Below are 25,027 nucleotides of genomic sequence, written 5' to 3'. Positions count from 1 at the left end.
CGTCAATGCGGCATAGCTCCTGTAGTTCTGCTCGACTAGGACACCGACATGACTTCCAGCACGATCGACCACGCTCACGAACGCGGCCACGGCAACGACCACGCCCACGATCACGAACATGAGCACCCGCACGGCGCCCGGCGCTGGCTGTTCGCCACCAACCACAAGGATATCGGCACCCTGTACCTGTGGTTCGCCTTCGTCATGCTGCTCTCGGGTGGCGTGCTGGCGCTGATGATCCGCACCGAGCTGTTCCAGCCCGGCCTGCAATTCTTCCGCCCCGAATTCTTCAACCAGCTGACCACCATGCACGGCGTGGTGATGGTGTTCGGCGCGATCATGCCGGCCTTCGTCGGCTTCGCCAACTGGATGATCCCGCTGCAGATCGGCGCGTCCGACATGGCGTTCGCGCGCATGAACAATTTTTCCTTCTGGCTGCTGCCGCCGGCGGCCATCCTGCTGGCCTCGTCCTTCTTCGTGCCGGGCGGCGCCACCGCGGCCGGCTGGACGCTGTACGCGCCGCTGTCGACCCAGATGGGGCCGGGCATGGACATGGCGATCTTCGCGCTGCACATCATGGGCGCCTCGTCGATCATGGGCTCGATCAACATCATCGTCACCATCTTGAACATGCGCGCGCCGGGCCTGACGCTGATGAAGATGCCGATGTTCTGCTGGACCTGGCTGATCACCGCCTACCTGCTCATCGCCGTGATGCCGGTGCTGGCCGGCGCCATCACCATGACCCTGACCGACCGCCACTTCGGCACCTCGTTCTTCAACGCCGCCGGCGGCGGCGATCCGGTCATGTACCAGCACATCTTCTGGTTCTTCGGCCACCCCGAGGTCTACATCATGATCCTGCCGGCGTTCGGCATCATCTCGCAGATCATCCCGGCCTTCGCCAGGAAGCCGCTGTTCGGCTACGCCTCGATGGTGTACGCCACCGCCTCGATCGCCATCCTCTCGTTCATCGTCTGGGCACACCACATGTTCACCACCGGCATGCCGGTGACCAGCCAGCTGTTCTTCATGTACGCCACCATGCTGATCGCGGTGCCGACCGGCGTAAAGGTGTTCAACTGGGTCGCGACGATGTGGAAGGGTTCGATGACCTTCGAGACGCCGATGCTGTTCGCGGTCGGCTTCATCTTCGTGTTCACCATGGGCGGCTTCACCGGCCTGATCCTGGCGGTGACGCCGATCGACATCCAGGTGCAGGACACCTACTACGTCGTCGCCCACTTCCACTACGTGCTGGTGGCCGGTTCGCTGTTCGCCCTGTTCGCCGGCTTCTATTACTGGGGCCCGAAGTGGACCGGCCACATGTACCCGGAACTGCGCGGCAAGATCCACTTCTGGAATTCGCTGTTCTGGTTCAACGTCACCTTCTTCCCGATGCACTTCCTGGGCCTGGCCGGCATGCCGCGCCGCTATGCCGACTACGCCGTGCAGTTTACCGACTTCAACCAGATCGTCTCGGTGGGCGCCTTCGGCTTCGGCCTGAGCCAGGTGTACTTCCTGTTCTTCGTGGTGCTGCCGACCATCCGCGGCGGCGCCAAGGCCGACGCCAAGCCGTGGGAAGGCGCCGAAGGGCTGGAGTGGACCGTGGCCAGCCCGGCGCCCTTCCACACCTTCGAGAACCCGCCGCTGGTGAAGTGACCGTGCGCGAGGAACCGATGGCCGAGCAGCCGCCCCGCAAGCCGAACAACCTGCGCACCGCCTTGCTGCTGGCGGCCCTGGCACTGTTCTTCTTCGCGATGTTGTTCGTCAAGCGCCTGTGGCTGGGCTGAGGAGACGAGCATGAGCGCCCCCGCCACCGCCGGCGTCGAGGAGAGCGGGCGCCTGCGCCTGAATCGCGTCACCTTGCTGAAGCTGGTGGTGGTGGCGTTCGTGATGTTCGGCTTCGGCTACGCGCTGGTGCCGGTGTACCGCCAAGTGTGCGAGGCGCTCGGCATCAACGTGCTGACGCAAAAGGACGGCACCGTGGCGCGGCCAGGCAACACGCAGGTCGACCTGGCGCGCACGGTCACCGTCGAGCTGGACGGCAATGCTCAGGGACCGTGGCGCTTCCGCCCGACCACGCGCAGCATCGACGTGCATCCGGGCGAGATGGCGACCGTGGTCTACGAAGTCGTGAACACCCAGGCGCGCACGGTCAAGGCGCAGGCGATCCCGAGCTATGCGCCGCAATCGGCGACGCCGTTTTTCAAGAAGGTCGAGTGCTTCTGCTTCCAGGAGCAGGTGCTGGGACCGAACGAGGCGCGCCAGATGCCGGTGGTGTTCTTCATCGACCCCGGCTTGCCGCGCGAGGTGAAGAACATCACGCTGTCGTACACCTTCTTCGAGATCGGCGGCGCGGTCACCGCGCGCAAGGAATGACGATGGCGGACGACGAACGGGATCGGCCGGTGCCGGCGGAAACGCCGGCGCGGCAGCGGCCGGGGCAGGGGACGCAGCGGTCCGATGCGCAGCCGCGCGCGGCCTCGTTCGGCGCCACGATGAAGGCGGTGTTCTGGTCCTTCTTCGGCGTGCGCAAGCGGCGCGACTATGAGGACGACGCGGCGCGCCTGAACCCGGTGCACGTGATCCTGGGGGCGCTGCTGGGCGTGGCGCTGTTCATCGGCATCCTGCTGGTGGCGGTGCGGTTCGCGGTGGCAAAGTAAGCGCCGCCGATACAGGCGCCATGGCGGCGCTGCAGTCGGCAAGACATGGCAGGCAAGCGGCATTCGACCAATCTTTGAGCGAGGAGACGAACATGAACGCACCGCACAGCGCACCGCCCGGCGCCGCGCACGGCGCACCCCCTACGGCGCCGTATTACTTCATTCCGGGACCGTCGCGCTGGCCGCTGGCGGCCGGCACCTCGATGCTGGCCACCATGGCCGGCGCCTCGGGCTGGGTCAACGGCGCCGGCTGGGGCATGCCCCTGTGCCTGGCCGGTATCGCGGCCATGCTGGCGGTGCTGTACGGCTGGTTCGGCGATGCCATCCGCGAATCGGAATCCGGCGTCTACGGCCCGCGCATCGATTCGTCCTACCGCTGGTCGATGAGCTGGTTCATCTTTTCGGAAGTGATGTTCTTCGCCGCCTTTTTCGGCGCGCTGTTCTACGCGCGCGCGATCTCGATGCCGTGGCTGTCCGACCTCGACCACAAGGTGATCTGGCCCGACTTCGCCGGCCACTGGGGCAACACCGGCCCCGCCGGCACGGTCGAGGACTTCAACGTCATGGGACCGTTCCCGATCCCGACCATCAACACCGCGCTGCTGCTGACCTCGGGCGTGACGCTGACCATCGCCCACCACGCGCTGCGCATCGGCCAGCGCGGCAAGACCGCGTTCTGGCTGTTCCTGACGATCCTGCTGGGCGCCGTGTTCATGGGCTTCCAGGCCTACGAATACCACCACGCCTATTCGGAATTGAACCTGAAGCTCAGCTCCGGCATCTACGGCTCGACCTTCTTCATGCTGACCGGCTTCCACGGCTTCCACGTGACGATGGGGGCGATCATGCTGTCGGTGGTGCTGTACCGGGTGCTGCGCGGGCACTTCACGCCGGACCACCATTTCGCGTTCGAAGGGGCGGCGTGGTACTGGCACTTCGTGGACGTGGTGTGGCTGGGGTTGTATGTGGTGGTGTACTGGTTGTAGAAATGTTGTCGGCTCGACGTAAGCCGCCGGCGTGAAAGCGTCGTCCCCGCGCAGGCGGGGACCCATACTGAGTTTCCAAAATCGTCCATTTGAGAGTGCCGCGGTATGCAAGCGCATTGGTTTCTGATGCTCGGCATGGGTCCCCGCCTGCGCGGGGACGACGTACGGTTGCAACCAGGCTGATGGTCAGTGCAACCCCGTCGGCTGTATCCACCCCATCTTGTACGAAAACAGCACCAGCAGGAACAAGGTGATCGACAAGCCCACCCGCATCGCCAGCGCCTGCACGGTGCGGTTGCTGCGGCCCTTGTCGCGCATCAGGAAGAACAGCGCGGAAGCCAGGCTGCCGAGGATGAGCACGAAGGCGATGGCGACGACGATTTTCATGGCGGGTCCTGGAATGACGAATGCGTGGAAGGAGTGACAAGTTTGATCGAAAATCCCCGCTTTGTCCGCATGCATTGAGTACCACGATGCCATCCTCCCCCCGCGCCGGCCTGCGTTTTTCCTTCCGCGCCATCCCGTTCGCCGCCACCCTCGTGCTGGTCATCCTCGGCATCGCGCTCGGCAACTGGCAGACCCGGCGCGCGTTCGACAAAACCGCGTTGCAGGCGCGGTTGAACCAGCGCGCCGGCGCGCCGCCGCTGGTGCTGGACGGCGCGCTGCAGGATCCGGCTGCCGTCGAATTTCGCCGCGTGCGCGTGCGCGGCCGTTTCGTCGTCGGCTGGCCGCTGTTCCTCGACAACCGCCCGCTCGATGGCCGCAGCGGCACCATTCTGCTGATGCCCTTTACAATAGCGGGTTCGAACCGCCAGGTCTTGGTGGCGCGCGGCTGGCTGCCGCGCGACCCCGGCGCGACCGCTCCGGGCGCGCGCCCGGCGCCGCCGGCGCCGCCGGGCGGCACCGTCACCATCGAAGGCATCGCGGTGACGCATGCGGCGCGCGTGCTCCAACTGGGGACGGCGCCGCGGCCCGCGCCCGGCGCCGTACTGCAGAACCTCGATATCGGCGAGGTCGCGCGCGCCAGCGGGCTCGACCTGCAGCCCTTCCTGGTCGAGCAGACCGGGGCGGGGCAGGGCGCGGATGACAGTGGGCTGGTGCGCAAGTGGCCCGCGCCGGCGCTCGACGTGGACCGCCACAAGGGGTACGCCTTCCAGTGGTATGCGCTGGCGGCGATGGCGCTGGTGTTTTTTCTCGTGACAGGAATGCGACGTGGAAGCAGACAAGCAGGTTGAAGCCGCCGATGTGCCCGCCAACTCGCCGGCCTCGGCCCCGGTTCCCGCCGCGGCCGCCGTGGCGCCGGACCCGGCGATGCGGCGCCGCGGCCGCCGCATGCTGTTGCTGGTGCTGCTGGTATGCGCGGCGCCGCTGATCGCCTCGTACTTCACGTTCTATGTGCTCAAGCCGGAAAAGCGCAACAACTACGGCGCCCTGGTCGACCAGCGCGCCCACCCGGTGCCCGAACTGGCCAGCACCACGCTGGACGGCCGCCGGCAGACGCTGCAGGACTTCAAGGGCAAGTGGATCATGCTGATGGCCGCGCCCGGCGCCTGCGGCGACGCCTGCCGCAACCGGCTGTTCACGATGCGCCAGCTGCGGCTGATGCAGGGCAAGGAGATGGACCGCATCGAACGGGTCTGGCTGATCACCGACCGCGCACCGCTGGACACCATCGTCATCCGCGAATTCGACGGCACCCGCATGCTGCGCGCCGACGGCGCGGCGGTGGCGCGCTGGCTGCCCGCCGATACGGGTACCACGGCCGCCGACCACATCTACCTGATCGACCCGCTCGGCCACCTCATGCTGCGCTTTCCGAAAGACCCGGAACCGCGCAAGGCTTACAAGGACCTCTACAAATTGCTCAAGGCTTCGGCCGTGGGCTGACTCACCATGCATTCCACCACGCTCCCCCAATTGGCGATCACCGGCCTGCTGGTCGCCTGCCTGCCGCTCTCGATGGTCTGGATGTCGTCCGACCCGCACAAATTCCGCAAGCTGGTCTGGACGATCGCCTTCCTGACCTTCGACCTGATCGTGTTCGGCGGCTTTACCCGGCTCACCGATTCCGGCCTCGGCTGCCCCGACTGGCCCGGCTGCTACGGCCTGGCCAACCCGTTCCTGGCGCACGCGCACATCGCCGCCGCCGAGGCGCTGATGCCGACCGGGCCGGTGAACGTGTTCAAGGCCTGGATCGAGATGATCCACCGCTACCTCGCCATGGGCATCGGCGTGCTGATCGTCGGCCTGATGTCCACCGCCTGGATCCAGTGGCGCCGCTCGCATGCGCGCGCCTTCAACCCGCTGCTGCCGACCGTGCTGTTCCTGTGGGTGTGCGTGCAGGGCGCGTTCGGCGCCTGGACCGTGACCCTGAAACTGCAGCCGGCCATCGTCACCACCCATCTGCTGCTGGGCATGACCATGCTGGCGCTGGCGACCTGGCTCGGTGGGCGCCAGGACGCCATCCTGGCGCCGCCGCCGGCGCCCGATGCCGCCGCCGAAAGCGCGCTGCGCCGCCTGCGTCCGCTGGCCTGGGCATCCGGCGCCGTTCTGCTGCTGCAACTGGCGCTGGGCGGCTGGGTGAGTACCAATTACGCGACACTGGCCTGCACCGACTTTCCTTTATGTAATGGACAAATTGTCCCAGACATGGACTTCCAGCACGGCTTTACCCTGTGGCGCGAACTCGGCAAGACCGCCGCCGGCCACTACCTGCCGTTCCAGGCGCTGACCGCGATCCACTGGGTGCACCGCAATTTCGCCGTGGTCGTGGTGCTGGTGCTGGGCTCGACCGCGCTGCGCGCCTGGCGTTTGCCGGGCCTGCACGGCACGGCGCGCAACCTGGCGCTGGTACTGCTCGCCCAGGCAATGACGGGCATCGCCACCGTGTATTTGAGTTTCCCGTTGACGATCGCAGTACTGCACAACGCGGGGGCGGCCCTCCTCGTCTTGCTGGTGACCATGTTAAACTACAAGGTACAGCACCTACTCGACCCGGCGTCACGCCCGCCCAGATGGCAGGCCGCGGCGTCCGCGAGCCATTCATGATTACCCAGACCGCCACCCACAAACCGCCCAGCCGGATCGCTCAGTACTGGGCGCTGACCAAGCCCCGCGTCACCCAGCTCGCCGTCTTTTGCGCCGTCATCGGCATGTTCCTGGCTACCGACGGCTTTCCGGGCTGGCACGTGCTGGTCTGGGGCACGGTCGGCATCTGGCTGCTGGCCGGCGCCGCCTTCGCCGTCAACTGCCTGATCGAGGCCGAAGTCGACGCGCGCATGGCGCGCACCGCGCGCCGCGCCACCGCCATGGGCGAACTCAGCACCATGCAGACGCTGGTGTTTTCCGGCGTGCTCGGCGGCCTCGGCATGGGCGTGCTGTACACCATGGTCAATCCGCTCACCATGTGGCTGACGCTGGTCACCTTCGTCGGCTATGCGCTGATCTACACGATCCTATTAAAACCGAACACGCCGCAGAACATCGTCATCGGCGGCCTGTCCGGCGCCATGCCGCCGGCGCTCGGCTGGGCCGCGGTCGCCAATACCGTGCCGATGGAAGCCTGGCTGCTGGTCTTGATCATCTTCATCTGGACCCCGCCGCATTTCTGGGCGCTGGCCATGTACCGGCGCGACGACTACGTGCGCTCGGGCCTGCCGATGCTGCCGGTCACGCACGGCATGGCGCATACCGGCCTGCAGGTATGGCTGTATTCGGTGGCGCTGGCCGCCTGCACGCTGCTGCCGTTCGCGGTCGGCATGAGCGGTTATTTGTACCTGGCGGCGGCCGTCGCGCTGAACGCGGTGTTCCTGCGCTACGGCTGGCTGATCCACAAGCGCTACAGCGACCAGATCGCACGCAAGGCCTTCGCCTGGTCGATCGTCTACCTGTCGCTGCTGTTCGCGGCGCTGCTGGTCGACCATTACGTCAAGCTCTACCTGCACTTCTGACATGAAAAAACTGCTGCCCCCCTTGCTGATTGCCTGTGCGCTTGGCGCCTCGCTCGCCGCCTGCGACAAGACGCCCGGCACGCCGGCCAAGCCGGCGGTCAGCTTCCAGAACACCGACGTCACCGGCCTCGACTACGCCAAGGGCTTCAGCCTGACCGACCACACCGGCAAGCCGCGCACGCTGGCCGACTACAAGGGCAAGGTGGTGGTGGTGTTCTTCGGCTACACCCAGTGCCCGGACGTGTGCCCGACCACGATGGCCGACATGGCGGCCGCGATGCAGAAGCTGGGACCGCTGGCCGACAAGGTGCAGGTCGCCTTCATCACCCTCGACCCCGAGCGCGACACGCGCGAACTGCTGGCCAGCTACGCGCCGGCGTTCGACAAGCGCTTCGTCGGCCTGTACGGCACGCTTGATCAGACGGCGAAGGTGGCCAAGGACTTCAAGGTGTTCTACGCCAAGGTGCCGGGCGCCACGCCGACCACCTATACCATCGACCACACCGCCGGCAGCTACGTGTTCGACCGCGACGGCCGCCTGCGCCTGTTCGTACGCCACGGCACCAGCCCCGACGCCATCGTGCACGACATCCGTCAGTTGTTGTCCTGACGCGCGGCGCGGCATGCACTCCCGACCAGGACGCAACTATGCCCGCGCCGCCGCCGTCATCCTGCTGGCGATCGGTTGCTTGTATGTGCTGCGGCCGTTCCTGGCCGCGATCCTGTTCGCGGCGGCGGTGGTCATCTCTTCCTGGCCGCTCTACCTGCGCCTGCTGAACCGCCTGCGCGGCCGGCGCACGCTGGCGGCGCTCACCATGACCCTGTCGCTGACGCTGCTGGTGATCATCCCGCTGGCGCTGGGGGCCTACCGGCTGGCCGACAACGTCGCCGACGCCTTCGACCAGATCCGCGTGGCGCTCGACCACGGCGAACTGGTGCCGCCATCCTGGATCCGCACGCTGCCGCTGGTCGGCGAGCAGCTCGACGCCTATTTGCGCCAGCTGGTGGCCAGCCGCGAGCGCATGCTGGAGCTGGGACGCCGCCTGATCGAGCCGGCGCGCCACTACCTGCTGGCAGGCGGGCTGGCGCTCGGCACCGGCATCGTGCAGATGGGCCTGGCCGCCTTCGTCAGCTTCTTCTTCTACCGCGACGGCGCCGCCCTGATGACCGTGATCGGCGCCTCCATGCGCCGCATCATCGGCGAGGAAGCCGGCCCGGTCGCCGAGATCGTCAGCCAGACCGTGCGCGGCGTGATGTACGGCCTGCTCGGCACCGCGCTGGCGCAGGCGGTCGTCGCCGCCATCGGCTTCCTGGTCGCCGGCGTGCCGGGCGTGCTGGTGCTGTCGGTGCTGGTGTTCGTGCTGTCGCTGATCCCGGTCGGCCCGCCGCTGATCTGGGGCGGCGCGGCGGTCTGGCTGTTCAGCCAGGGCGAGAACGGCTGGGGCATCTTCATGCTGGTCTGGGGCTTCTTCCTGATCAGCGGCGTCGACAACGTGGTGCGGCCGATGCTGATCAGCCGCGGCTCCAGTTTGCCGTTCCTGCTGACCTTGCTCGGCGTGCTGGGCGGCGTGCTGGCGTTCGGCTTCGTCGGGCTGTTCATCGGGCCGGTGCTGCTGGCGGTGGGCTATTCCTTGATGAGCGGGTGGACGCATACGCGCGATCCGATCGTGCGGCAGAAGGGGGAGGGGCTGTGATGGGCCTGTTGCTCGTCTGCCCGCATTGCTGCCTTGGATGATATCGCTGACGCAAAGGCCGTCGTCCCCGCGAAGGCGGGGACCCATGCCGAGTGTCCAAAGTTGGTATCTTTGAACCATTTGGGTAGTTCTTGAGGTACCGGATTTCGTTGCTCAGTATGGGGTAAAGAATGCCAGTGGCATTCTTTACCCTGCGCGGGGACGACGGTGTATCAGCCGGTTTTCAGCAGCGCCGCTGCCGGCTGCCCCTGCCGCGCCAGCGCCTGCGTCAGCGCCGGCATGTAGGTGCGGCTGGCGCGTAGCAGGGTGCCGTCGCGCAGGCGCAGCAGGGCGTCGCGGTTGGTGAGGGCGCGCAGTTCGGCCACCATGTCCAGGCGCACGATGCTGGAGCGGTGCACGCGCTGGAACTGCAGCGGATCGAGGCGCCGCGCCAGCGCATGCAGGCGTTCGCGCACCAGGTAGCGGCGCGTGCCCACGTGCAGCGTGGCGTAGTCGCCGTCGGCCTCGATGCGCTCGACCTCGGCGGCGCCGACCAGCACCGTGCGGGCGCCGGCGCGCACGCTGAAGCTGCGCAGCCAGGGGGCCGCCGCTGCCGCCGCGGCGCTCGTGCGACGGTAGGGAAAGGCGTCCAGCGCGCGTTCCAGCGCTTCGTCCAGGCGCTCGTCGTCGATCGGCTTGAGCAGGTAGTCGAGCGCCGCCAGTTCGAATGCCTGCAGGGCGAAACCTTCGTGGGCGGTGAGCAGGATCGCCATCGGCCGGCTGTCCCTGGGCAGCGCGGCCAGCGCCGCCAGCCCGCTGCGGCCGGGCATCTGCACGTCGACGAAGGCCAGGTCGGGGCGCAGCAGGGCCAGGCCGTGCGCGGCGGCGTCGCCGTCGGCGTATTCGGCGACGATCTCGAAGCCCGGGCGGCGCGCCAGGTGCGTGCACACCGCCAGCCGCGCCAGCGGTTCGTCGTCGACGATCGCGACGCGCAGCGGCGTGCGCTGCATCCTGTTGCCAGCGCCAGCGCCGGCGGCATCGCCGATGTGATGGTCCGCGGCGCCGCTCATGGTGCCACGCCGGCGTCGTTCGCGGCCAGTGCCGGGGATGGCGGCGGCAACGGCCGCAGCGGCAGCGCGATGCGCACGCCGAAGCGGCCATCGGCGCGCCAGCCGGCATCGACCTGCTGCGCCTCGCCGTACAGGCGGCGCAGGCGCTCGGCGACGTTGGCCAGGCCGATGCCGCCTTGGGTCGTGCCGGCTTGGTCGATTCCGCCCGGCGCGTTTGCGGCCCTGTCCGCCACGGCCGCCACGTCGCTGCGCGCAGCTGCGCCAGGCCGTCCGTCGTTGCACACCTTCACCAGCAGGCTGCCACCGGCGCGCCCGACCACGATGTCGAGCCGTCCCGGCACGGCCAGCGGCGCGATGCCGTGGCGCACCGCATTCTCGACCAGCGGCTGCAGCATCAGGTAGGGCACGGCGGCATCCAGCAGGTCCGGCCCGGCCTTCATCGACAGTTGCAGGCGCGGGCCGAGCCGCGCCTTTTCGATGTCGAGGTAGGCTTCGGTCAGCGCCAGCTCCTCGGCCAGCGCGTGCTCGTGGCGGCCGTCGTGCGCCAGCGTGGCGCGCAGGAAGTCGGACACGCGTCCGATCATGCGGTTGGCGTCCTGGGCGGCGCCGGCCGTCACCAGCGCCGAGATCGCGTTCAGCGTGTTGAACAGGAAGTGCGGATTCACCTGCAGGCGCAGGGCGCGCAGCTCGGCGTCGCGCGCCGCCGCCTCGGCCTGGGCCAGGCGCAGCCGGGTGCGCTGCAGCGACAGGTAATACACGGCCAGCGCATGCACCGCGCAGAACATGGCCAGCGCCAGCCAGCAGCCGTCCAGGCCGTATACCAGGTCGCGCCAGTCGATGTGTCTGGCGAGGCCCAGCGCGATTCCCAGGAATTGCCCGAACAGGTTGTTCAGCAAGGACATCCCGTAGCTGGCGCCCAGCAGCGCCAGGCCGGTCACGAGCCAGGAAGCCTCGCGCCGCCACAGCGCACGCTGCAGCAGCGCCAGCGGCACGGTCCAGGCCATGCAGGCCACCAGGTACATCGTGCGGAATGCCAGCGCAGGGCCGTTGCCGAGCGCCGCGGGCAAGCCCAGGATCGCCATGCACAGCGCCACCGGCAGGGCGGCGAGGACGGGGACGAGCGGCGGCGCCGGTTGGTTCACGCGATGGGTCCTGGAAGTGGATGAAGGTGCATGGATGACGCTGCAATTCTAGCCGCTCAGCGGTCGAACGAGTACAGCATCGAGCTGATCTTCCAGCCGTCGGCGTCGTGCACCATCTGCCACGATTCGGCGCCGCGGTTGGTGACCTCGCCATTGCTCAGGAAATCGAAATCGAAGTAGACCGAGGCCACGGCGCCATTGGTGTCGATGCGCACGTTATAAAAGCGTTCCTCGACCGGCCGCTTGCCGTTCTGGATCATGTCGGCGAACTTGCGCCAGCTGGACTTGAGCACCTTGCGCGCGTCCGGGTGGCGCACCTTGACCTCGGCCCAGGCGGTGTCGTCCGCCACCGACAGCCAGCTGTCGTGGTCCTGCAGGAACAGCGCGCCCAGCGCCTTGCCGTCGTGGGCGATGATGGCGGCCTGGAACTGCTGCACCACCTGCCGGATGGCGGCGCGGTCGGCCTCGTGCGGGTCGGCGGCGCGCGCCGGGCCGATGCAGCAGGCGGCGAGCAGGCAGGCGGACAAGAGGTGCTTGGCATTCATGGAGACTCCCGTTGTGATGGACGTCTTCACATTACGGGGTGCCCGCATGCCGGTCCAGCGCGGTGCGGCGACCCGTGTACGGGGTGCGATGAAGCGGTGAAGCGACGGAGTAATCGGGCGATAAGCGATGCGCGCTGAAGCGATGGGCGCTAAAGCGGTGCGGCGGCGACAACCTACTTGCCGTCCTGGACCTGGTCGCCGTCCGGCGCCGGGGGCGCGATGCGGATGCCGCGCCGCGCCAGCGCCTCGCGCAGCAGGAACTCGATCTCGGCATTCACGCTGCGCAGTTCGGTCGCGGCCAGCCGCTGCAGCTGTTCCCACAGGGCCGGATCGATACGCAGCGGATATGCTTTTTTACTGGGACTTGCCATCGCCGCATTATCTCAGTTGTACAGCGTGCCCGCATTCACGATGGGTTGCGTGTCGCGGTCGGAGCACAGCACCACCAGCAGGTTGGTGACCATCGCTGCCTTGCGCTCGGCGTCCAGCGCGACGATGTCGCGCTCGGCCAGGCCCTTCAACGCATCCTCGACCATGGCGACGGCGCCGTGCACGATCTGGGCGCGCGCGCTGATGATCGCCTGCGCCTGCTGGCGGCGCAGCATCACCTGCGCGATCTCGGGGGCGTAGGCGAGGTGGGTCAGCTTGGCATCGACCGTCTCGACGCCGGCGGCCTCGAAGCGCTCGGTCAGCTCGTTCTTCAGCGCCAGCGCCACCTCGGCGGCGCCGCCGCGCAGGGTCAGCTCGCCCGGCGCCAGGTCCAGGCCTTCGTCGTAGGCATACTGCGCGGCCAGGTGGCGCAGCGCGGCTTCGGCCTGCACGCTCACGTAGCGCTCGAAACTGTCGACCTCGAACAGCGCCTGGGCGGTATCGCGCACGCGCCAGACCACGGCCGCCGCGATCTCGACCGGATTGCCGCGCTTGTCGTTGACCTTCAGGATCGGGATGTTCAGGTTGCGTGCGCGCACCGTCAGGCGGCTCTTGCGGTACAGCGGAAAGGCCCAGCGCAAGCCTTCGCTGCGGTCGGTGCCGACATAGCGGCCGAACAGCGTCAGCACCGCGGTCTGGTTCGGCTGCAGCATGTACAGGCCGGCCCAGGCGAACACGCCGGCCAGGATCGCCGCGATGCCCAGCAGCGCCGCCAGGCCCGAACCCGCCTCCGCCGCCGTCTTGAGCAGCCAGGCGCCGGTGGGGATGGCGAGCAGGCCGCCGCCCAGGGCGAGGTAACCGTTCATCGACGAAAGCGGCGTTTCGTGCCGGGTGTGCGTGGACATGCTGGGCCTCCTGGTTATATGAAAGTGATATCACTTTAAGATCAGGCAGCCTGTTCGTCAAGCACGATCATCGATGTCGTTGATGCCGCCCATTCCATGCATGGCCCGTGAAGGCGGCGGCGATTCCCACGGCCAGCCATCCCAGCACCGACGCCGCCGTCGCCACGCCGTGGAAGCCGACCACGTCGGCGAACGGCTTGGCAACCTGCATGCCGAGGTACAGGCCGAGCAGGAACAGCGCCAGGAAGGTGCGCGCGCTGCCGCTGGCGCGGCCCAGCAGGCCGGCCAGCGCCGCCAGCGCGCACAGGCCCGCCACGATGGCCGCGGCCCGCAAGGGCGTGGACGAGGCCAGGCGCAGCGCCGCCACGCCGGTGAACATCAGTCCCAGCAGCATGGATGCGGCCAGCTGGCGCCAGTAACGGCGCACGGCGCCGCCGGGCACCGCCGCGCCCAGCGCGGCGCAGCCGGCCTCGTCGTCGCGCGTGGACAGGTCGCCGGCCAGGATGCCCCAGCACGCCACGCAGGCCAGCACCAGCGCCGGCAGCAGGCGCGCATCGAGCGCCAGCGCGGCTACTTGCGCCGCCAGCAGCAGTGCGACCGCCGACGGCGCCGCCGCCAGCGCCAGGGCGACGTCGGCCACGGCCTGGCCGGCGCTGCCCGGCAGGCGCGCGCCCAGCGCGAACAGCGGCTGCGCCAGGCGCCCCAGCGGGCGCAGCCAGCCGTCCACCAGCGCCAGCGGCGAGCGCCGCGCATGCGCACGGGTGCGCTTGACGTGGTCGGGCGAAAAGCGGTGGAACAGCAGCACGGCCGGTGCCAGCGGCAGCAGGGCCAGCAGCGCCGTCGCACAACGCATCGCCGCCAGCTGCCCGGTCCACAGCGAGGCCGGCAGCATCAAGGGTGCCGCGGCGCGGTCGAAGTCGGCGATGCCGAGCATCATGTCGTGTACGTCGACGTGCGCCGCCAGCGCAGCGATGACGGCGCTGATACCGATGAAGTCGACCGGGACGGCGGCCGGCGCCTGGCCTTCGGAGGCGCTGGCCAGCAGCCCCACCTGGCCGACCCAGACCAGGAAATACAGCAGGTCGCCGACCTTGCCCATCAGCAGCGCCCAGCTGTCGCACAGCGTGGCGCAACTGGCGGTGAACAGCGCCAGCGGCGCCAGCACCAGCACATAGGTCTGCAAGTAGACCAGCGGCTGGATCGGCCCTTCGCCGCGCACCGCGTGGCACACCAGCACGGTGGCCATGAAGGCGCCCGCCAGCCCCAGCAGGTACAGCACGCCGCCGCACCAGCGCCCCAGCACGAGGGACGCGTTGCCGGCCGGGCTGGCGCCGATCACGCCGGCGATGCCGCTGCGCAGGTCTTCGGCCACGCGGCCGCGCAACAGATAGAAGCCGGCCAGCCCGAACAGCAGCCCGGCCATGGCCGCGCTGCCCAGCGCCAGCGCCGAACTGGTGTACAGCACGCGCGCGCCGCCCACCGCGATCAGCGTCTCGCCGCCGGCGGGATCGGAAATCATCAGCCAGCTCAGCGCGACCACCGCCAGCAGCGTGGCCAGGGTGGCCGGACGGCGCAGGCGCAATCGCGCCTCGGCCAGCGCCAGGGTGCGGACGACGAACGCGCCGCTCATGCCGCCTCCCGCACCGCGTAGCGCTGCGCCATCAGCGCTTCTTCCAGGCTCGGTTCGGCCAACCGCGCGCCGGGGCAGGGAGAGTACGGATGGGCGATGCGCAGCGCTACTTGTTCTCCTTGGCGCAGCGCCTGCAGCACGTGCGTGGCGGCGCGCAGGCGTTCGTACTCGTCGGCGTCGACGCTGGCCGACCATACCCGGCCGCGCGCACGTGCCAGGATCGCGTCCGGCGTGTCGCACGCCGCCAGGCGGCCGTTCTTCATGATCGCCAGCCGCCCGGCGATGCTCTCGACGTCGGACACGATGTGGGTCGAGACGATCACCAGTTTATCGAAACCGAGTTCGGCCAGCAGGTTGCGAAAGCGCAGCCGCTCTTCCGGATCGAGGCCGGCGGTCGGCTCGTCGACCACCAGGATGTCCGGGTCGTTCAATAGTGCCTGCGCGATGCCCAGGCGGCGCAGCATGCCGCCCGAGAAGCCGCTGGCGGGGCGGCGGGCCTGATCGTGCAGGTTGACCAGTTCCAGCAAGCGGCGGATGCGCGCCGGGTCGCGCACGCCTTTCAGGGCGGCGAAGTACTGCATGAATTCGAGCGCGCTCACGTTGCGGTAGACGCCGAAATCCTGCGGCAGGTAGCCCAGGCGCCGGCGCATCGCTTCCGGGCGGACGGCGATGTCGGCGCCGTCGAACAGGATGCGTCCGCTGCTCGGCCGCGCCAGCGTCGCGATCATCTGCATCAGCGTGGTCTTGCCGGCGCCGTTGTGGCCGATCAGGCCGACCACGCCGGCATGCAGATGCAGCGAGACATCGTCGACCGCGACCAGGTCGGCTCCGAAGCGTTTGGTGACGTTTTGCAGTTCCAGCATGGCGGTGTCCGGTAGTGGGCGATGACGCTACTGTAGGCAAAGGCGGTTCGCAGATTCCGGCCCATGCGACAGGATGCCTATTCGAGGAAGTGGACAGTAGTGGAACCTGCCTTACGCACTGCACGCATCAGCTTTTGGCAACCCGAAAAACCTGCTGCGCGTTGCCAGAGTGGCTTGCGATGCTCACTGTACTCGTGTACAGCTGCGCTTCTCAGCCACCTTGACTGCCGCTCGTTACGATTTTTCGAGGTGCCCTGAAAGTATCAGGCGCTACTTGCCGAGACGCGAATCGTAAGTCCATTTACGTACTTTGCGTACCTGGAACGTCTTGGTGTCAGAGTGCAATGGGTTGATCAACACGTTGTATTCTTCCGAGACAATCACCGAAGGGACTACCATCAATGCACTGGTATTCGCCCTGATCCAGTTGTCACCGGTATTCAGGCTGACTGTCCCTGCGGGAATCGCATCCCATCCCACTGGTGGGTTCCGCATGTCCACGGCTTTATTCCATACATCGTCGTGTACGTTGATCTCCACCAGATAGCGATTCAACGGAAGACCACCTGCTTTCAAATGGACGAAAGTCTCAAGGACTGCCAGGGAGATATTTGTGCCGCAGTACAGCATGGCAGTACCCGGACGGTTCCAGCGCCCGCCGGAGATCTTGGCTCCCGTTCCCGTCATGTCGTCCGATGTGTAATCAGGGGTGTCGGTTGCGATACGCCATAGTTTCATGCATATGCCCCCGTCTGCATCATCGATAGAAGCCGCGATACCATTTCTTGCCCCTCGATCGTGTCCATATACTCGGCCGGACGCTTGTCTCCCAATGCCGGGGACGGCTCTTCAATCCAGCGCGCAAGCCATTTGGGTGCATCGAAATCCCGCATCAATTCGGGGTCTCCCGATTGTTCCAGCATCGTTTCGACTTGACCGACCAACTTTGCCATTCCGACGATTTTCGCGCTTTCATCGACTGACATCGCTTGCTGTTTCAAAGCCTTGCGCGTCACCGTCGCCTGGGCGATGCCAAACATACGAAAAAACCGGTCCTGTGGAATGCCAAGGTCAGCTGCGAAGGCCTTCATTTCGGTGGCGCCGACGCCTGCACGAATGAGTTTGATGCGATCTTCGGGCGGTGACTGATACAGGATGCGAAAATCACGCACATTCAGCCGTGTGTGATCTTTTCGAAGGATAGCCGGGTGGATTCGCGGCGACGACTGAAGCGCGGCGACGTATTTGCCTTTGGGCGCGGAAGATGCTGCCCTCGACTGAGACAGTTTCGTCGCCGGCTTGGTCTGCGTGGCGCTCTTACGAGCCGGCGGCTTAGGATTGGCAGCGCTCACCGGCATTGCGGTCTTGACTTGAGACTGCTTTGCTGCGGAATTTTTCATGTCATGCCTCCATGATTGGAATGATCATTTGAGCACACATGCTAAGTCAAATGAGCTTTGGCTGCAACCGCAGCAAGGCACTCCCTTCAGCGCACGGCGGCCGGATCGAACAGCGGATTCTCGATCAGGCCGAGGACGTTGCCGAACGGGTCCAGCAAGGTCGCGACGCGGATGCCTTCGCCGACGTCCTGCACCGCCTCGTGCACGCTGGCGCCGAGCTTGACGATGCGCGCCAGCTCGGCCTCGACGTCGTCCACGCCCCAGTACACGATCGAGCCGGCGGTGCCGGGCGTGCCGTCCGGTACCAGCCCGAGTTCGAAACCGCCGACGCTGAAGCCGACGTAGAAGGGCTGGTCGAAATAAGGGCCGGTGCCGAGCACTTCGGTGAACCAGCCCTTGGCGCGGTCCAGGTCGGCCACGGGGTACTGCACGGTACGCAATCCTTTGAGCATGATGGTCTCCTGTGAAAACGTCCATGGTGCGCGCCGGCCGGCGCCTCGTATTGGAAAAATGGAAGCTAGGGCTGTCCGCCCGCGGTCGTGGCGGCCCCGGAGCGCCCGAGTGCGAAGGCTTGCGGCGTCTGGTCCGCGAACAGCCGGAATTCGTGGATCAGGTGCGACTGGTCGTAGTAGCCGCAATCGAGCGCCAGCCCGGCCCAGTCGATGTCGCGCGCCGCCGCGCCATGCGCAGCGCGCAGCGCGGCGCCGGCGCGCCCGAAACGGCTGACCATGGCGTAGGTCTTGGCATTCAGCCCGACGCGGTCGCGGAACTGCTGGTTCAGGTGCTGGCGCGAGACGCCCAGCGACTGCGCCAGCGCGCCGATGCGCACCGCGCCGCCGGTGCCGTCGATCAGGCGCAGCGCCGCATCGGTCAAGCGGCCGGCCGGCGCCGCACTGCCGGCCGCCAGCGCACAGGCGGCGCGATCGCGCAGGCGCGCCAGCAGGGCGCCTTCGATCGTCGCCAGCTGCTGCGCCGGCGTCCGTTCGTGTTCCCATAACTCCGCGCCCAGCGCCTCGGCCTCCGCGTGCGGCCACAGCGCGTCCAGTGCCGGATGCGCATCCTGCAGCACGTGCAGCGGCAGGTCGAACAGGGCGCGCGCCGCGCCGGGCCGCAAGCGCACCGCCACCGTCCGCAGCGGCTGCGGCGTCTCGAAGCGGTGCGCGCGCGACATCATGCCGGCGACGAAGCCCAGCGGCGCGCGGTCTTGCCACAGGATGTCGATGCAGTTGTCGGGCAGGATGCGCCGGCGCAGCGGCGTGCCATCCGGCAGCGCCTGGCTGGTCCACAGGCAGGCGACGTGGCCGGCCAGGGCCGGGTGCGGCGCGAATTCGCGGTACAGGTGCATGGCCTGCGGGCGCTGCCGCCGTCAGGCCTGCGCCGCCGCCAGCTCGGCGTCGGCCGCCGTCGCCCGCTGCGCCGCCGGCCGCGATGTCACGCGCTCGACGTAGGCCATGATCTCGGGCAGTTCCGGCACGAGTTTGAAGGCCGTGGTCCAGCCCAGCGCGCTGCCCCACAGCACGTCGGCCGCGCTGAAGCGCTCGCCCAGCAGCCAGGGGCCGCCGCGCAGCTGGGCGGTGAGCGTGTCCAGCACGGTGTCGTAGTCGCCGTACGGGCACAGCGACGGCGGCGCCGGCTCGCGTTTCAGGGCGCGGTCGATCAGGGCCGGTTCGAACGAGGCGCCGTAGAACACCAGCCAGCGCAGATAGGCGCCGCGCAGCGGGTCGTCCAGCGCCGGCGCCAGGCCGGCTTCCGGGTACAAATCGGCCAGGTAGATGAACACCGCCGGCTGTTCGGTGACCAGGATGCCGTCGTGCAGGATGGCCGGCACCTTGCCCATCGGGTTGACGGCCAGGTAGCCGGGTGCGCGCGTCTCGTGCTGCTTGAGGTTCAGTACGTGCAGGTCGTAGTCGGCGCCGAGTTCCTCGAGCAGGATGCGCACGGCGCCGGAACGGGAGTGGGGAGCGTGGAACAGGGTCGGTTTGCGGTCCATGGCATCCTCGCGGAAAAGGAAAGCGACAGCGGGAAGGGAACCGACAGCATAGACAATGCCGGAGCGGCTGTCTTGCAAAACTGTGAATGTTGTATGGAAGATACTGCAGTGCGCCACCTGCGCGAGCCGGCCGGTGGCGCCGGTGTGGATCAGTCGAGGTCGTCCTCGTCGGCGCCGCGTTCCAGTTGCGGAATCACCTTTACCAGCAGGATGCGCGGGCCGTTGGTCTTCTTGACGACCACGTCGAACTTCGGGAACTCGATGCGCTGGCCCTGCTTGGGGATGTCGCCCAGCTTGGCCATCAGCAAGCCGCCCACCGACTCGACCTCGTCCAGGCCCATCGCCTCGTTGTCGATGTCGATGCCGAGCACGCGCTCGAGCGAGACGATCGGCAGGCTGGCCTTGCCGATGTAGGTGCCGTCGGTCTGCTTCAGCCAGTCGTTTTCGTTGAGGCGGAATTCGTCGCGGATCTCGCCGACGATGGCGCCCAGCAAATTGTCCAGCGTAATAAAACCGACCGGGCGCTTGCCCTTTTCGCCGATCAGCGCGAAGTGCGGGGCGCCGCCGCGCAGGCGGCGGAACAGTTCGATCGCCGGGGTGCGCGCCGAGATCATCTCGACCGGGCGCAGGTAGTCGGTGAGGTCGGTGACTTCCTTGCCCGACTGCTCGGCGAAGAACAGGTCCTTCAAATGGATCACGCCCAGCACCTCTTCGCCTTCCTCGTCGAAGTACGGGTAGCGCGAGAAGCGGTTGCGGCGCATGGTGTCCAGGTTGGCTTCCAGGCTGCGGCTGGCGTACAGCGCGCTGACCTCGTTGATCGGACGCATCAGGTCGGCCACCGAGTGCTGCGAGAACTCCAGCGACTGCGCCAGGATGTGGCGCTCGTCGTGGGTGAATTTTTCGCCGGTGCTGGTGTTGGTGCGCAGGATCAGCTTCAGCTCGTCGTTCGAGTAATGGGTCTCGTGGCCGCCCACGCCGGACAGGCCAGCCACGCGCAGTACCATGTTGGCGCTGGCATTGAGCAGCCAGATCGCCGGGTACATGGCCCAGTAAAAGCCGTACAGCGGCACCGCGCTCCACAGGCCGACCGCTTCCGGCACGCGGATCGCCAGCGACTTCGGCGCCAGTTCGCCCACGACGATGTGCAGGAACGAGATCACGCCGAAGGCGATGACGAAGGACACGCCGTGGATCAGCTGCTCGTTGGTCACGCCGGCCAGCGCGAACAGCGGCTCCAGGATGCGCGCAAAGGCCGGTTCGCCGACCCAGCCCAGGCCCAGCGAGGCCAGGGTGATGCCGAGCTGGCAGGCGGACAGGTAGGCGTCGAGCTGGCCGTGGACCTTGAACAGGATGCGCCCGCGCAGGCCGCCGGCCTTGGCGATCGCGCGCACGCGCGTCTTGCGCAGGGTGACGATGCCGAATTCGGCCGCCACGAAGAAGCCGTTCAGCGCCACCAGGAACAGGGCCAGAACGACGAACAATACGTTTTGCATAGAGTGGTTCGACACCCCGGCCGGGCCGGCGCTGCTGCTGCCGGCGCCTTGTCGCGAGGCGTCTGGTAATTAATAAAAAGACAAAGCTTGCGTCACATTGTACAGATTAACTCGCGGCCAGTGCCCCTTTGTGCACCGCCGCCAGCATCGCCTCGACCGCCGGATGCTTGATCTTGCGGTCGTTCGAGATCATGTAGAACTGCTCGCGCACGCTCGGCACCTTGCCGATCAGCACCGCGCCGAACTGCTCGGCGACCTCGCCCGCCAGCGCCGCCGGCGCGAAGAACAGGCCCAGGCCGCGCCGCCCGAAGGTATTCAAGAGGGCGTTGTCCTCGAACTCGCCGACCACGTCCGGTCGCACGTGGTGCTGCACGAACCATTCGTCGATCTTGCCGCGCAAGGCATTGTTGCGCGTCGGCAGCAGGAACGGCGCGCCGTTCAGGTTGGCGGGGAAGGTGTCGCCGTCGTGCGCGTCCGCGCCGAAGCGCTGCGCCAGCGCCGGCACGCCGACCACCACCATCTCGCTCTCGAACAACTGGTGGCTGAACACTTTCAGGGTGGCGCCGGCGCGCACTTCGCGGTCGGTCAGCACCACGTCCAGCTTGTGCAGCGCCAGGTCGGCCAGCAGCGCCTCGAACTGGTCTTCGTAGCACACCAGGCGCACCGGACGCTCGACCTGCATCGCCGCTTCCAGCATGCGGAAGGCCGACAGCTTGGGCAGCGAATCGGAAATGCCGACCGTCAGCCGGGTGCGCCCGCTGTCGGCTTCGTTCAACGCTTCCTGCAGCTGCTCGCCCAGCAGGAAGATCTGGTCGGCATAGGTCAGCGCCAGGCGCCCGGCCTCGGTCAGCACCAGGCGCCGGCCCTGCTGCGAGAACAGGGTCTTGCCGAGCGCCTGCTCCAGCAGCGTCAGTTGCGAACTGACGGTCTGCACCGCCAGGCCGAGGCGTTCGGCGGCGCGCGTGATGCCGCCTTCCTTGGCCACGACCCAGAAGTAATACAGGTGACGGTAGTTGATGTCGTTTTTCATTGATCAGTTTTTTTCGAAGTAATTCTCATAGTATCTTCGCTTTTTTGATTGGTTGCAAAGACCTACACTGCGCCCTGTCAACAAAAACAACAGGGATCCCCAGCCATGAAGCACTTCAGAATCTCATTCATCGTCACGGCGCTGTGCCTGGTCGGCTCGGGCTGGTGGGGCTACGAACACGGCGGCCTGAGCGGCGCGGTGACCGCGGTCGGCATCGCCGCGATCCTGGCCGTCATGGAAGTCTCGCTGTCGTTCGACAACGCGGTGGTCAACGCCTCGGTGCTGAAGGACTGGGACGAATTCTGGAAAAAACTGTTCCTAGGCGTCGGCATCGTCATCGCCGTGTTCGGCATGCGCCTGCTGTTCCCGCTGGTGATCGTGGCGGTGGCGGCCAACCTGAGCATGGTCGACGTGTGGCACCTGGCGCTGGAAAACCCGAAGGCGTATTCGCAGCACCTGACCAACCACCACGCGGAGGTGGCGGCGTTCGGCGGCATGTTCCTGCTGCTGGTGTTCCTGAATTTCCTGTTCGACGACGAGAAGGAACACCACTGGCTGGGCCACTTCGAAGCCAAGCTCGGTTCGCTCGGCAAGGTGTCTTCGATCTCGGTGATGATCGCGATCGCTGCCCTGATGGCCAGCTTGTCGCTGGTCGCCGAAGCGCAGAAGATGGTGGTGCTGCTGTCCGGCCTGTGGGGCATCCTGGTCTACGTCGGCGTGGATGTGCTGAGCAACATGCTGGAAAAGTCGGAAGAGGGCGGCGGCGACGTCGGCGAGATGGTCAAGCGCGGCGGTATCGGCGGCTTCCTGTACCTGGAAGTGCTGGATGCATCGTTCAGCTTCGACGGCGTGATCGGCGCGTTCGCCATCACCAACGACGTCGTGATCATCATGCTGGGCCTGGCGATCGGTGCGATGTTCGTGCGTTCGCTGACGGTGTACCTGGTGGAAAAGGGCACGCTCGACCAGTTCGTCTACCTGGAGCACGGCGCCCACTATGCGATCGGCATCCTGGCCCTGATCATGTTGGCGAGCATGAAGTTCCATGTGCCCGAACTGATCACCGGCCTGGCAGGCGTGGCCTTCATCGGCGCCTCGGTGTGGTCGTCGATCCGCTACCGCAAGCAGCAGGAAGCGCTGGGTGTACAGCACAAGGAAATGGCCGGCATCAAATAAGGAATTTGCGGCGAATGGCAGAACACCAGTTCGCTGCAAGTGGTACCAAGGGTGTTCAACAAGACCTACCAATCAAAGGAGATCCATCATGGCAATCAGCTTGCAAAAAGGCGGTAACGTCAACCTGTCGAAAGAAGCCCCCGGCCTGACCAACCTGAAGCTGGGCCTGGGCTGGGACGTGCGCGCCACCGACGGCGCCGAGTTCGACCTGGACGGCGTGGTCTTCCTGCTGAACCAGTCGGGCAAGGTGCGCTCGGATGCCGACTTCGTCTTCTACAACAACGCCAAGTCGGCCGACGGTTCGGTGCAGCACTCGGGCGACAACCGCACCGGCGCCGGCGACGGCGACGACGAGACCATCAGCATCGATCTCACCAAGGTGCCGGCAGACGTCGACCGCGTGGTGCTGGCGGTGACGATCCACGAAGGCGATGCGCGCCGCCAGAACTTCGGCATGGTCGGCAAGGCCTTCATTCGCTGCATCAACGCCGGCAACGACAGCGAGATCGCCCGCTACGACCTGTCCGAGGACGGCTCGACCGAATCGGCCATGATCTTCGGCGAGGTGTATCGTAACGGCGGCGACTGGAAGTTCCGCGCGGTGGGACAAGGTTTCAACGGCGGCCTGGGGCCCCTCGCCAAGAACTACGGCGTCGCCGTCTAATCCTCCGCTGCGCCATCCCGTTTGGTAACGGGATGGCGTCGAGCCCAACCGAAAGGAAGCCAGTAACATGCCAGTGTTTACCGTGACCGGAGACGTCGATCCATTCCTTCATGTATCGATGAAGCGGGGCGAAACCATCTACTGCGAATCGGATGCGATGGTGATGATGGAATCGACCCTCGACCTGAAGGGCAAGATGAAGGGTGGCCTGGGCAGCGCCCTGATGCGCACCTTCGCCAACGGCGAGTCGTTCTTTCAGCAGCACATCGAGGCCACGCGCGGCGACGGCGACTGCCTGCTGTCGCCGACGCTGCCGGGTGCGATGCAGGTGGTCGATTGCGGTCCGCGCCAGTACATCATCAGCGACGGCGCCTTCGTCGCGGCCGGCTCCAGCGTCGACCTGCGCGTGCGCACCCAGAGCGTGGGCAACGCGCTGTTCGCCCAGAGCGGCGGCTTCTTCGTCACCGAGACTTCGGGTACCGGGCAGGTGGTGGTGTCGGGTTTCGGTTCGATGAACGAGCTGGAAGTCGAGCCGGGCAAGGACGCGATCATCGACAACTCGCACGTGGTGGCCTGGGACAGCACCCTGCACTACGAAGTCTCGATCACGACCGGCACCAGCGGCGGCTTCCTCGGTAACCTGATCAACAGCCAGACCAGCGGCGAAGGCATCGTCCTGCGCTTCTCGGGTCGCGGCAAGATTTTTGTCTGTTCGCGCAACCGCACCGCATTCAAGGCTTGGGTGCAGGCGCCGGCGCGCTGACGGACGCCACAATTTAGGAGGCAAGGATGAGCGTCAATCTGCAGAAGGGCCAGAAGATCTCGCTGGAAAAGGAAGCCGGCGGCGCGCTGTCGCGCATCACCATGGGCCTGGGCTGGGACGTGGTCAAGAGCAAGGGCTTCTTCGGCTTCGGCGGCAAGAGCGAAAGCATCGACCTGGATGCGTCGGTGCTGCTGTTCGACGAAGGCAACCGCCCGGTCGACGTGGTCTGGTTCCGCCAGCTGAAAAGCCGTGACGGCAGCATCGTCCACACCGGCGACAACCGCACCGGCGCCGGCGACGGCGACGACGAACAGATCAACGTCGACCTGACCGCGGTGCCGGCGCACGTGAAGACGCTGGTGTTCACCGTGAACAGTTTTACGGGCCAGAATTTTTCCACGGTCGAAAACGCTTTCTGCCGCATCGTCAACAGCGGCAACAACAAGGAAATCGCGCGCTACGACCTGTCGGTGCAGGGCTCGCACACGGCCCAGATCATGGCCAAGCTGTACCGCCACAACGGCGAATGGAAGATGCACGCGATCGGCGAGAACGGCAATGGCCGCACCATCGATGAATTGATGCCGCAGATCACGCCGCTGTTGTAATACACGCAAGGTTTTTCGGCGCGGACGCCTCGTCCGCGCCAACGGTTTCACGCGGGCGCCCCCCGCCCGCGTGATTGGGTGCTTGGGACCCAACCTTTAACGGC

Annotated in this window: 30 protein-coding genes; 15 read left to right on the top strand and 15 right to left on the bottom strand. The window is 66.8% G+C overall.

Going from position 1 to position 25,027, the window contains the following annotated elements; all coding sequences use genetic code 11:
* Positions 1-48: 48 nt before the first annotated feature.
* The 5 genes from ctaD (at position 49) to HH212_RS03840 (ending at position 3,652) form a co-directional block, all read left to right on the top strand.
* A complete protein-coding gene (gene ctaD / locus HH212_RS03855; RefSeq protein ID WP_169434170.1) occupies positions 49-1,662 on the top strand; it encodes a cytochrome c oxidase subunit I in 1,614 nt (537 codons plus the stop codon).
* A 2-nt stretch (positions 1,663-1,664) separates the two neighbouring features.
* Complete coding sequence (locus tag HH212_RS27040) at positions 1,665-1,793, top strand: cytochrome oxidase small assembly protein (protein ID WP_308633243.1); 129 nt, start codon at positions 1,665-1,667, stop codon at positions 1,791-1,793.
* 10 nt (positions 1,794-1,803) lie between these two features.
* Positions 1,804-2,382, top strand: a complete 579-nt coding sequence (locus HH212_RS03850; protein WP_169434169.1) for a cytochrome c oxidase assembly protein — start codon at positions 1,804-1,806, stop codon at positions 2,380-2,382.
* A 119-nt stretch (positions 2,383-2,501) separates the two neighbouring features.
* Positions 2,502-2,666, top strand: a complete 165-nt coding sequence (locus tag HH212_RS27180) for a DUF2970 domain-containing protein (protein ID WP_229217713.1) — start codon at positions 2,502-2,504, stop codon at positions 2,664-2,666.
* Positions 2,667-2,758: 92 nt separating this feature from the next.
* Positions 2,759-3,652: a cytochrome c oxidase subunit 3 gene (locus HH212_RS03840; protein WP_169434167.1), complete on the top strand. Its 894-nt coding sequence runs from the start codon at positions 2,759-2,761 to the stop codon at positions 3,650-3,652.
* A 186-nt stretch (positions 3,653-3,838) separates the two neighbouring features.
* On the opposite strand, the gene HH212_RS03835 is transcribed toward HH212_RS03840, so the two are convergent.
* Positions 3,839-4,039 carry a twin transmembrane helix small protein gene (locus tag HH212_RS03835; RefSeq protein WP_169434166.1) on the bottom strand — a complete coding sequence of 67 codons (201 nt, stop codon included), beginning with the start codon at positions 4,037-4,039 and terminating at the stop codon, positions 3,839-3,841.
* 86 nt (positions 4,040-4,125) lie between these two features.
* Here HH212_RS03835 and HH212_RS03830 point away from each other — a divergent pair, with 86 nt between their 5' ends.
* The 6 genes from HH212_RS03830 to HH212_RS03805 all read left to right on the top strand — a co-directional run bounded on the left by HH212_RS03830 (position 4,126) and on the right by HH212_RS03805 (position 9,296).
* Positions 4,126-4,887: an SURF1 family protein gene (locus HH212_RS03830; protein WP_169434165.1), complete on the top strand. Its 762-nt coding sequence runs from the start codon at positions 4,126-4,128 to the stop codon at positions 4,885-4,887.
* A 76-nt stretch (positions 4,888-4,963) separates the two neighbouring features.
* Positions 4,964-5,539, top strand: coding sequence for an SCO family protein (locus HH212_RS03825; protein WP_170205253.1), 576 nt, complete (start codon positions 4,964-4,966; stop codon positions 5,537-5,539).
* A gap of 6 nt (positions 5,540-5,545) precedes the next feature.
* A complete protein-coding gene (locus HH212_RS03820; RefSeq protein WP_169434164.1) occupies positions 5,546-6,700 on the top strand; it encodes a COX15/CtaA family protein in 1,155 nt (384 codons plus the stop codon).
* Positions 6,697-7,602 carry a heme o synthase gene (gene cyoE / locus HH212_RS03815; protein ID WP_169434163.1) on the top strand — a complete coding sequence of 302 codons (906 nt, stop codon included), beginning with the start codon at positions 6,697-6,699 and terminating at the stop codon, positions 7,600-7,602. Before HH212_RS03820 ends, cyoE begins: the two co-directional genes overlap by 4 nt.
* A gap of 1 nt (position 7,603) precedes the next feature.
* The gene (locus tag HH212_RS03810) at positions 7,604-8,212 is read left to right on the top strand and encodes an SCO family protein (RefSeq protein WP_169434162.1); all 609 of its coding nucleotides are present in this window, start codon (positions 7,604-7,606) and stop codon (positions 8,210-8,212) included.
* Positions 8,213-8,225: 13 nt separating this feature from the next.
* The gene (locus HH212_RS03805; protein ID WP_169434161.1) at positions 8,226-9,296 is read left to right on the top strand and encodes an AI-2E family transporter; all 1,071 of its coding nucleotides are present in this window, start codon (positions 8,226-8,228) and stop codon (positions 9,294-9,296) included.
* 212 nt (positions 9,297-9,508) lie between these two features.
* Here the strand turns inward: HH212_RS03805 and HH212_RS03800 are convergent, their stop codons facing one another.
* The 14 genes from HH212_RS03800 to nhaR all read right to left on the bottom strand — a co-directional run bounded on the left by HH212_RS03800 (position 9,509) and on the right by nhaR (position 21,712).
* Entirely contained in the window at positions 9,509-10,345 is an 837-nt protein-coding gene (locus HH212_RS03800; RefSeq protein WP_229217555.1) for a LytR/AlgR family response regulator transcription factor, read from the bottom strand.
* On the bottom strand, positions 10,342-11,487 hold the full coding sequence (locus HH212_RS03795) for a sensor histidine kinase (RefSeq protein WP_229217554.1): 1,146 nt from the start codon (positions 11,485-11,487) through the stop codon (positions 10,342-10,344). The genes HH212_RS03800 and HH212_RS03795 overlap by 4 nt, the downstream gene beginning before the upstream one ends.
* A 56-nt stretch (positions 11,488-11,543) precedes the next feature.
* Complete coding sequence (locus tag HH212_RS03790) at positions 11,544-12,032, bottom strand: nuclear transport factor 2 family protein (RefSeq protein WP_169434160.1); 489 nt, start codon at positions 12,030-12,032, stop codon at positions 11,544-11,546.
* A gap of 173 nt (positions 12,033-12,205) precedes the next feature.
* Positions 12,206-12,403 (bottom strand): type II toxin-antitoxin system antitoxin, encoded by a 198-nt coding sequence (locus HH212_RS03785; protein WP_169434159.1) that lies wholly within the window; start codon positions 12,401-12,403, stop codon positions 12,206-12,208.
* Positions 12,404-12,415: 12 nt separating this feature from the next.
* Positions 12,416-13,306 (bottom strand): SPFH domain-containing protein, encoded by an 891-nt coding sequence (locus tag HH212_RS03780; protein ID WP_169434158.1) that lies wholly within the window; start codon positions 13,304-13,306, stop codon positions 12,416-12,418.
* A 67-nt stretch (positions 13,307-13,373) separates the two neighbouring features.
* The gene (locus tag HH212_RS03775) at positions 13,374-14,936 is read right to left on the bottom strand and encodes a hypothetical protein (protein ID WP_169434157.1); all 1,563 of its coding nucleotides are present in this window, start codon (positions 14,934-14,936) and stop codon (positions 13,374-13,376) included.
* Entirely contained in the window at positions 14,933-15,799 is an 867-nt protein-coding gene (locus HH212_RS03770; protein WP_169434156.1) for an ABC transporter ATP-binding protein, read from the bottom strand. Before HH212_RS03770 ends, HH212_RS03775 begins: the two co-directional genes overlap by 4 nt.
* A gap of 270 nt (positions 15,800-16,069) precedes the next feature.
* The gene (locus tag HH212_RS03765) at positions 16,070-16,537 is read right to left on the bottom strand and encodes an RES family NAD+ phosphorylase (protein ID WP_169434155.1); all 468 of its coding nucleotides are present in this window, start codon (positions 16,535-16,537) and stop codon (positions 16,070-16,072) included.
* Positions 16,534-17,199 carry an Xre family toxin-antitoxin system antitoxin gene (locus HH212_RS27175; protein WP_229217553.1) on the bottom strand — a complete coding sequence of 222 codons (666 nt, stop codon included), beginning with the start codon at positions 17,197-17,199 and terminating at the stop codon, positions 16,534-16,536. Before HH212_RS27175 ends, HH212_RS03765 begins: the two co-directional genes overlap by 4 nt.
* A gap of 86 nt (positions 17,200-17,285) precedes the next feature.
* Complete coding sequence (locus HH212_RS03755) at positions 17,286-17,651, bottom strand: VOC family protein (RefSeq protein WP_169434154.1); 366 nt, start codon at positions 17,649-17,651, stop codon at positions 17,286-17,288.
* 65 nt (positions 17,652-17,716) lie between these two features.
* A complete protein-coding gene (locus HH212_RS03750; RefSeq protein WP_169434153.1) occupies positions 17,717-18,544 on the bottom strand; it encodes a helix-turn-helix domain-containing protein in 828 nt (275 codons plus the stop codon).
* A 21-nt stretch (positions 18,545-18,565) separates the two neighbouring features.
* Positions 18,566-19,189: a glutathione S-transferase family protein gene (locus tag HH212_RS03745; protein WP_169434152.1), complete on the bottom strand. Its 624-nt coding sequence runs from the start codon at positions 19,187-19,189 to the stop codon at positions 18,566-18,568.
* A 149-nt stretch (positions 19,190-19,338) separates the two neighbouring features.
* Entirely contained in the window at positions 19,339-20,682 is a 1,344-nt protein-coding gene (locus HH212_RS03740) for a hemolysin family protein (protein WP_169434151.1), read from the bottom strand.
* Positions 20,683-20,788: 106 nt separating this feature from the next.
* The gene (gene nhaR / locus HH212_RS03735; protein WP_169434150.1) at positions 20,789-21,712 is read right to left on the bottom strand and encodes a transcriptional activator NhaR; all 924 of its coding nucleotides are present in this window, start codon (positions 21,710-21,712) and stop codon (positions 20,789-20,791) included.
* Between the two features lie 105 nt (positions 21,713-21,817).
* On the opposite strand from nhaR, the gene HH212_RS03730 reads away from it, so the two are divergent.
* From HH212_RS03730 to HH212_RS03715, 4 genes are all read left to right on the top strand, one after another.
* Complete coding sequence (locus HH212_RS03730; RefSeq protein WP_169434149.1) at positions 21,818-22,888, top strand: DUF475 domain-containing protein; 1,071 nt, start codon at positions 21,818-21,820, stop codon at positions 22,886-22,888.
* A gap of 88 nt (positions 22,889-22,976) precedes the next feature.
* A complete protein-coding gene (locus HH212_RS03725) occupies positions 22,977-23,552 on the top strand; it encodes a TerD family protein (protein WP_169434148.1) in 576 nt (191 codons plus the stop codon).
* Between the two features lie 67 nt (positions 23,553-23,619).
* Positions 23,620-24,315: a TIGR00266 family protein gene (locus tag HH212_RS03720; protein ID WP_169434147.1), complete on the top strand. Its 696-nt coding sequence runs from the start codon at positions 23,620-23,622 to the stop codon at positions 24,313-24,315.
* A gap of 26 nt (positions 24,316-24,341) precedes the next feature.
* Entirely contained in the window at positions 24,342-24,923 is a 582-nt protein-coding gene (locus HH212_RS03715) for a TerD family protein (RefSeq protein ID WP_169434146.1), read from the top strand.
* Positions 24,924-25,027 lie beyond the last annotated feature (104 nt).

The organism is Massilia forsythiae, from assembly GCF_012849555.1.
GTDB lineage: Bacteria > Pseudomonadota > Gammaproteobacteria > Burkholderiales > Burkholderiaceae_D > Telluria > Telluria forsythiae.
Note: the sequence above shows the minus strand (reverse complement) of the source record. Positions and strands in the feature narration are given on the sequence as shown.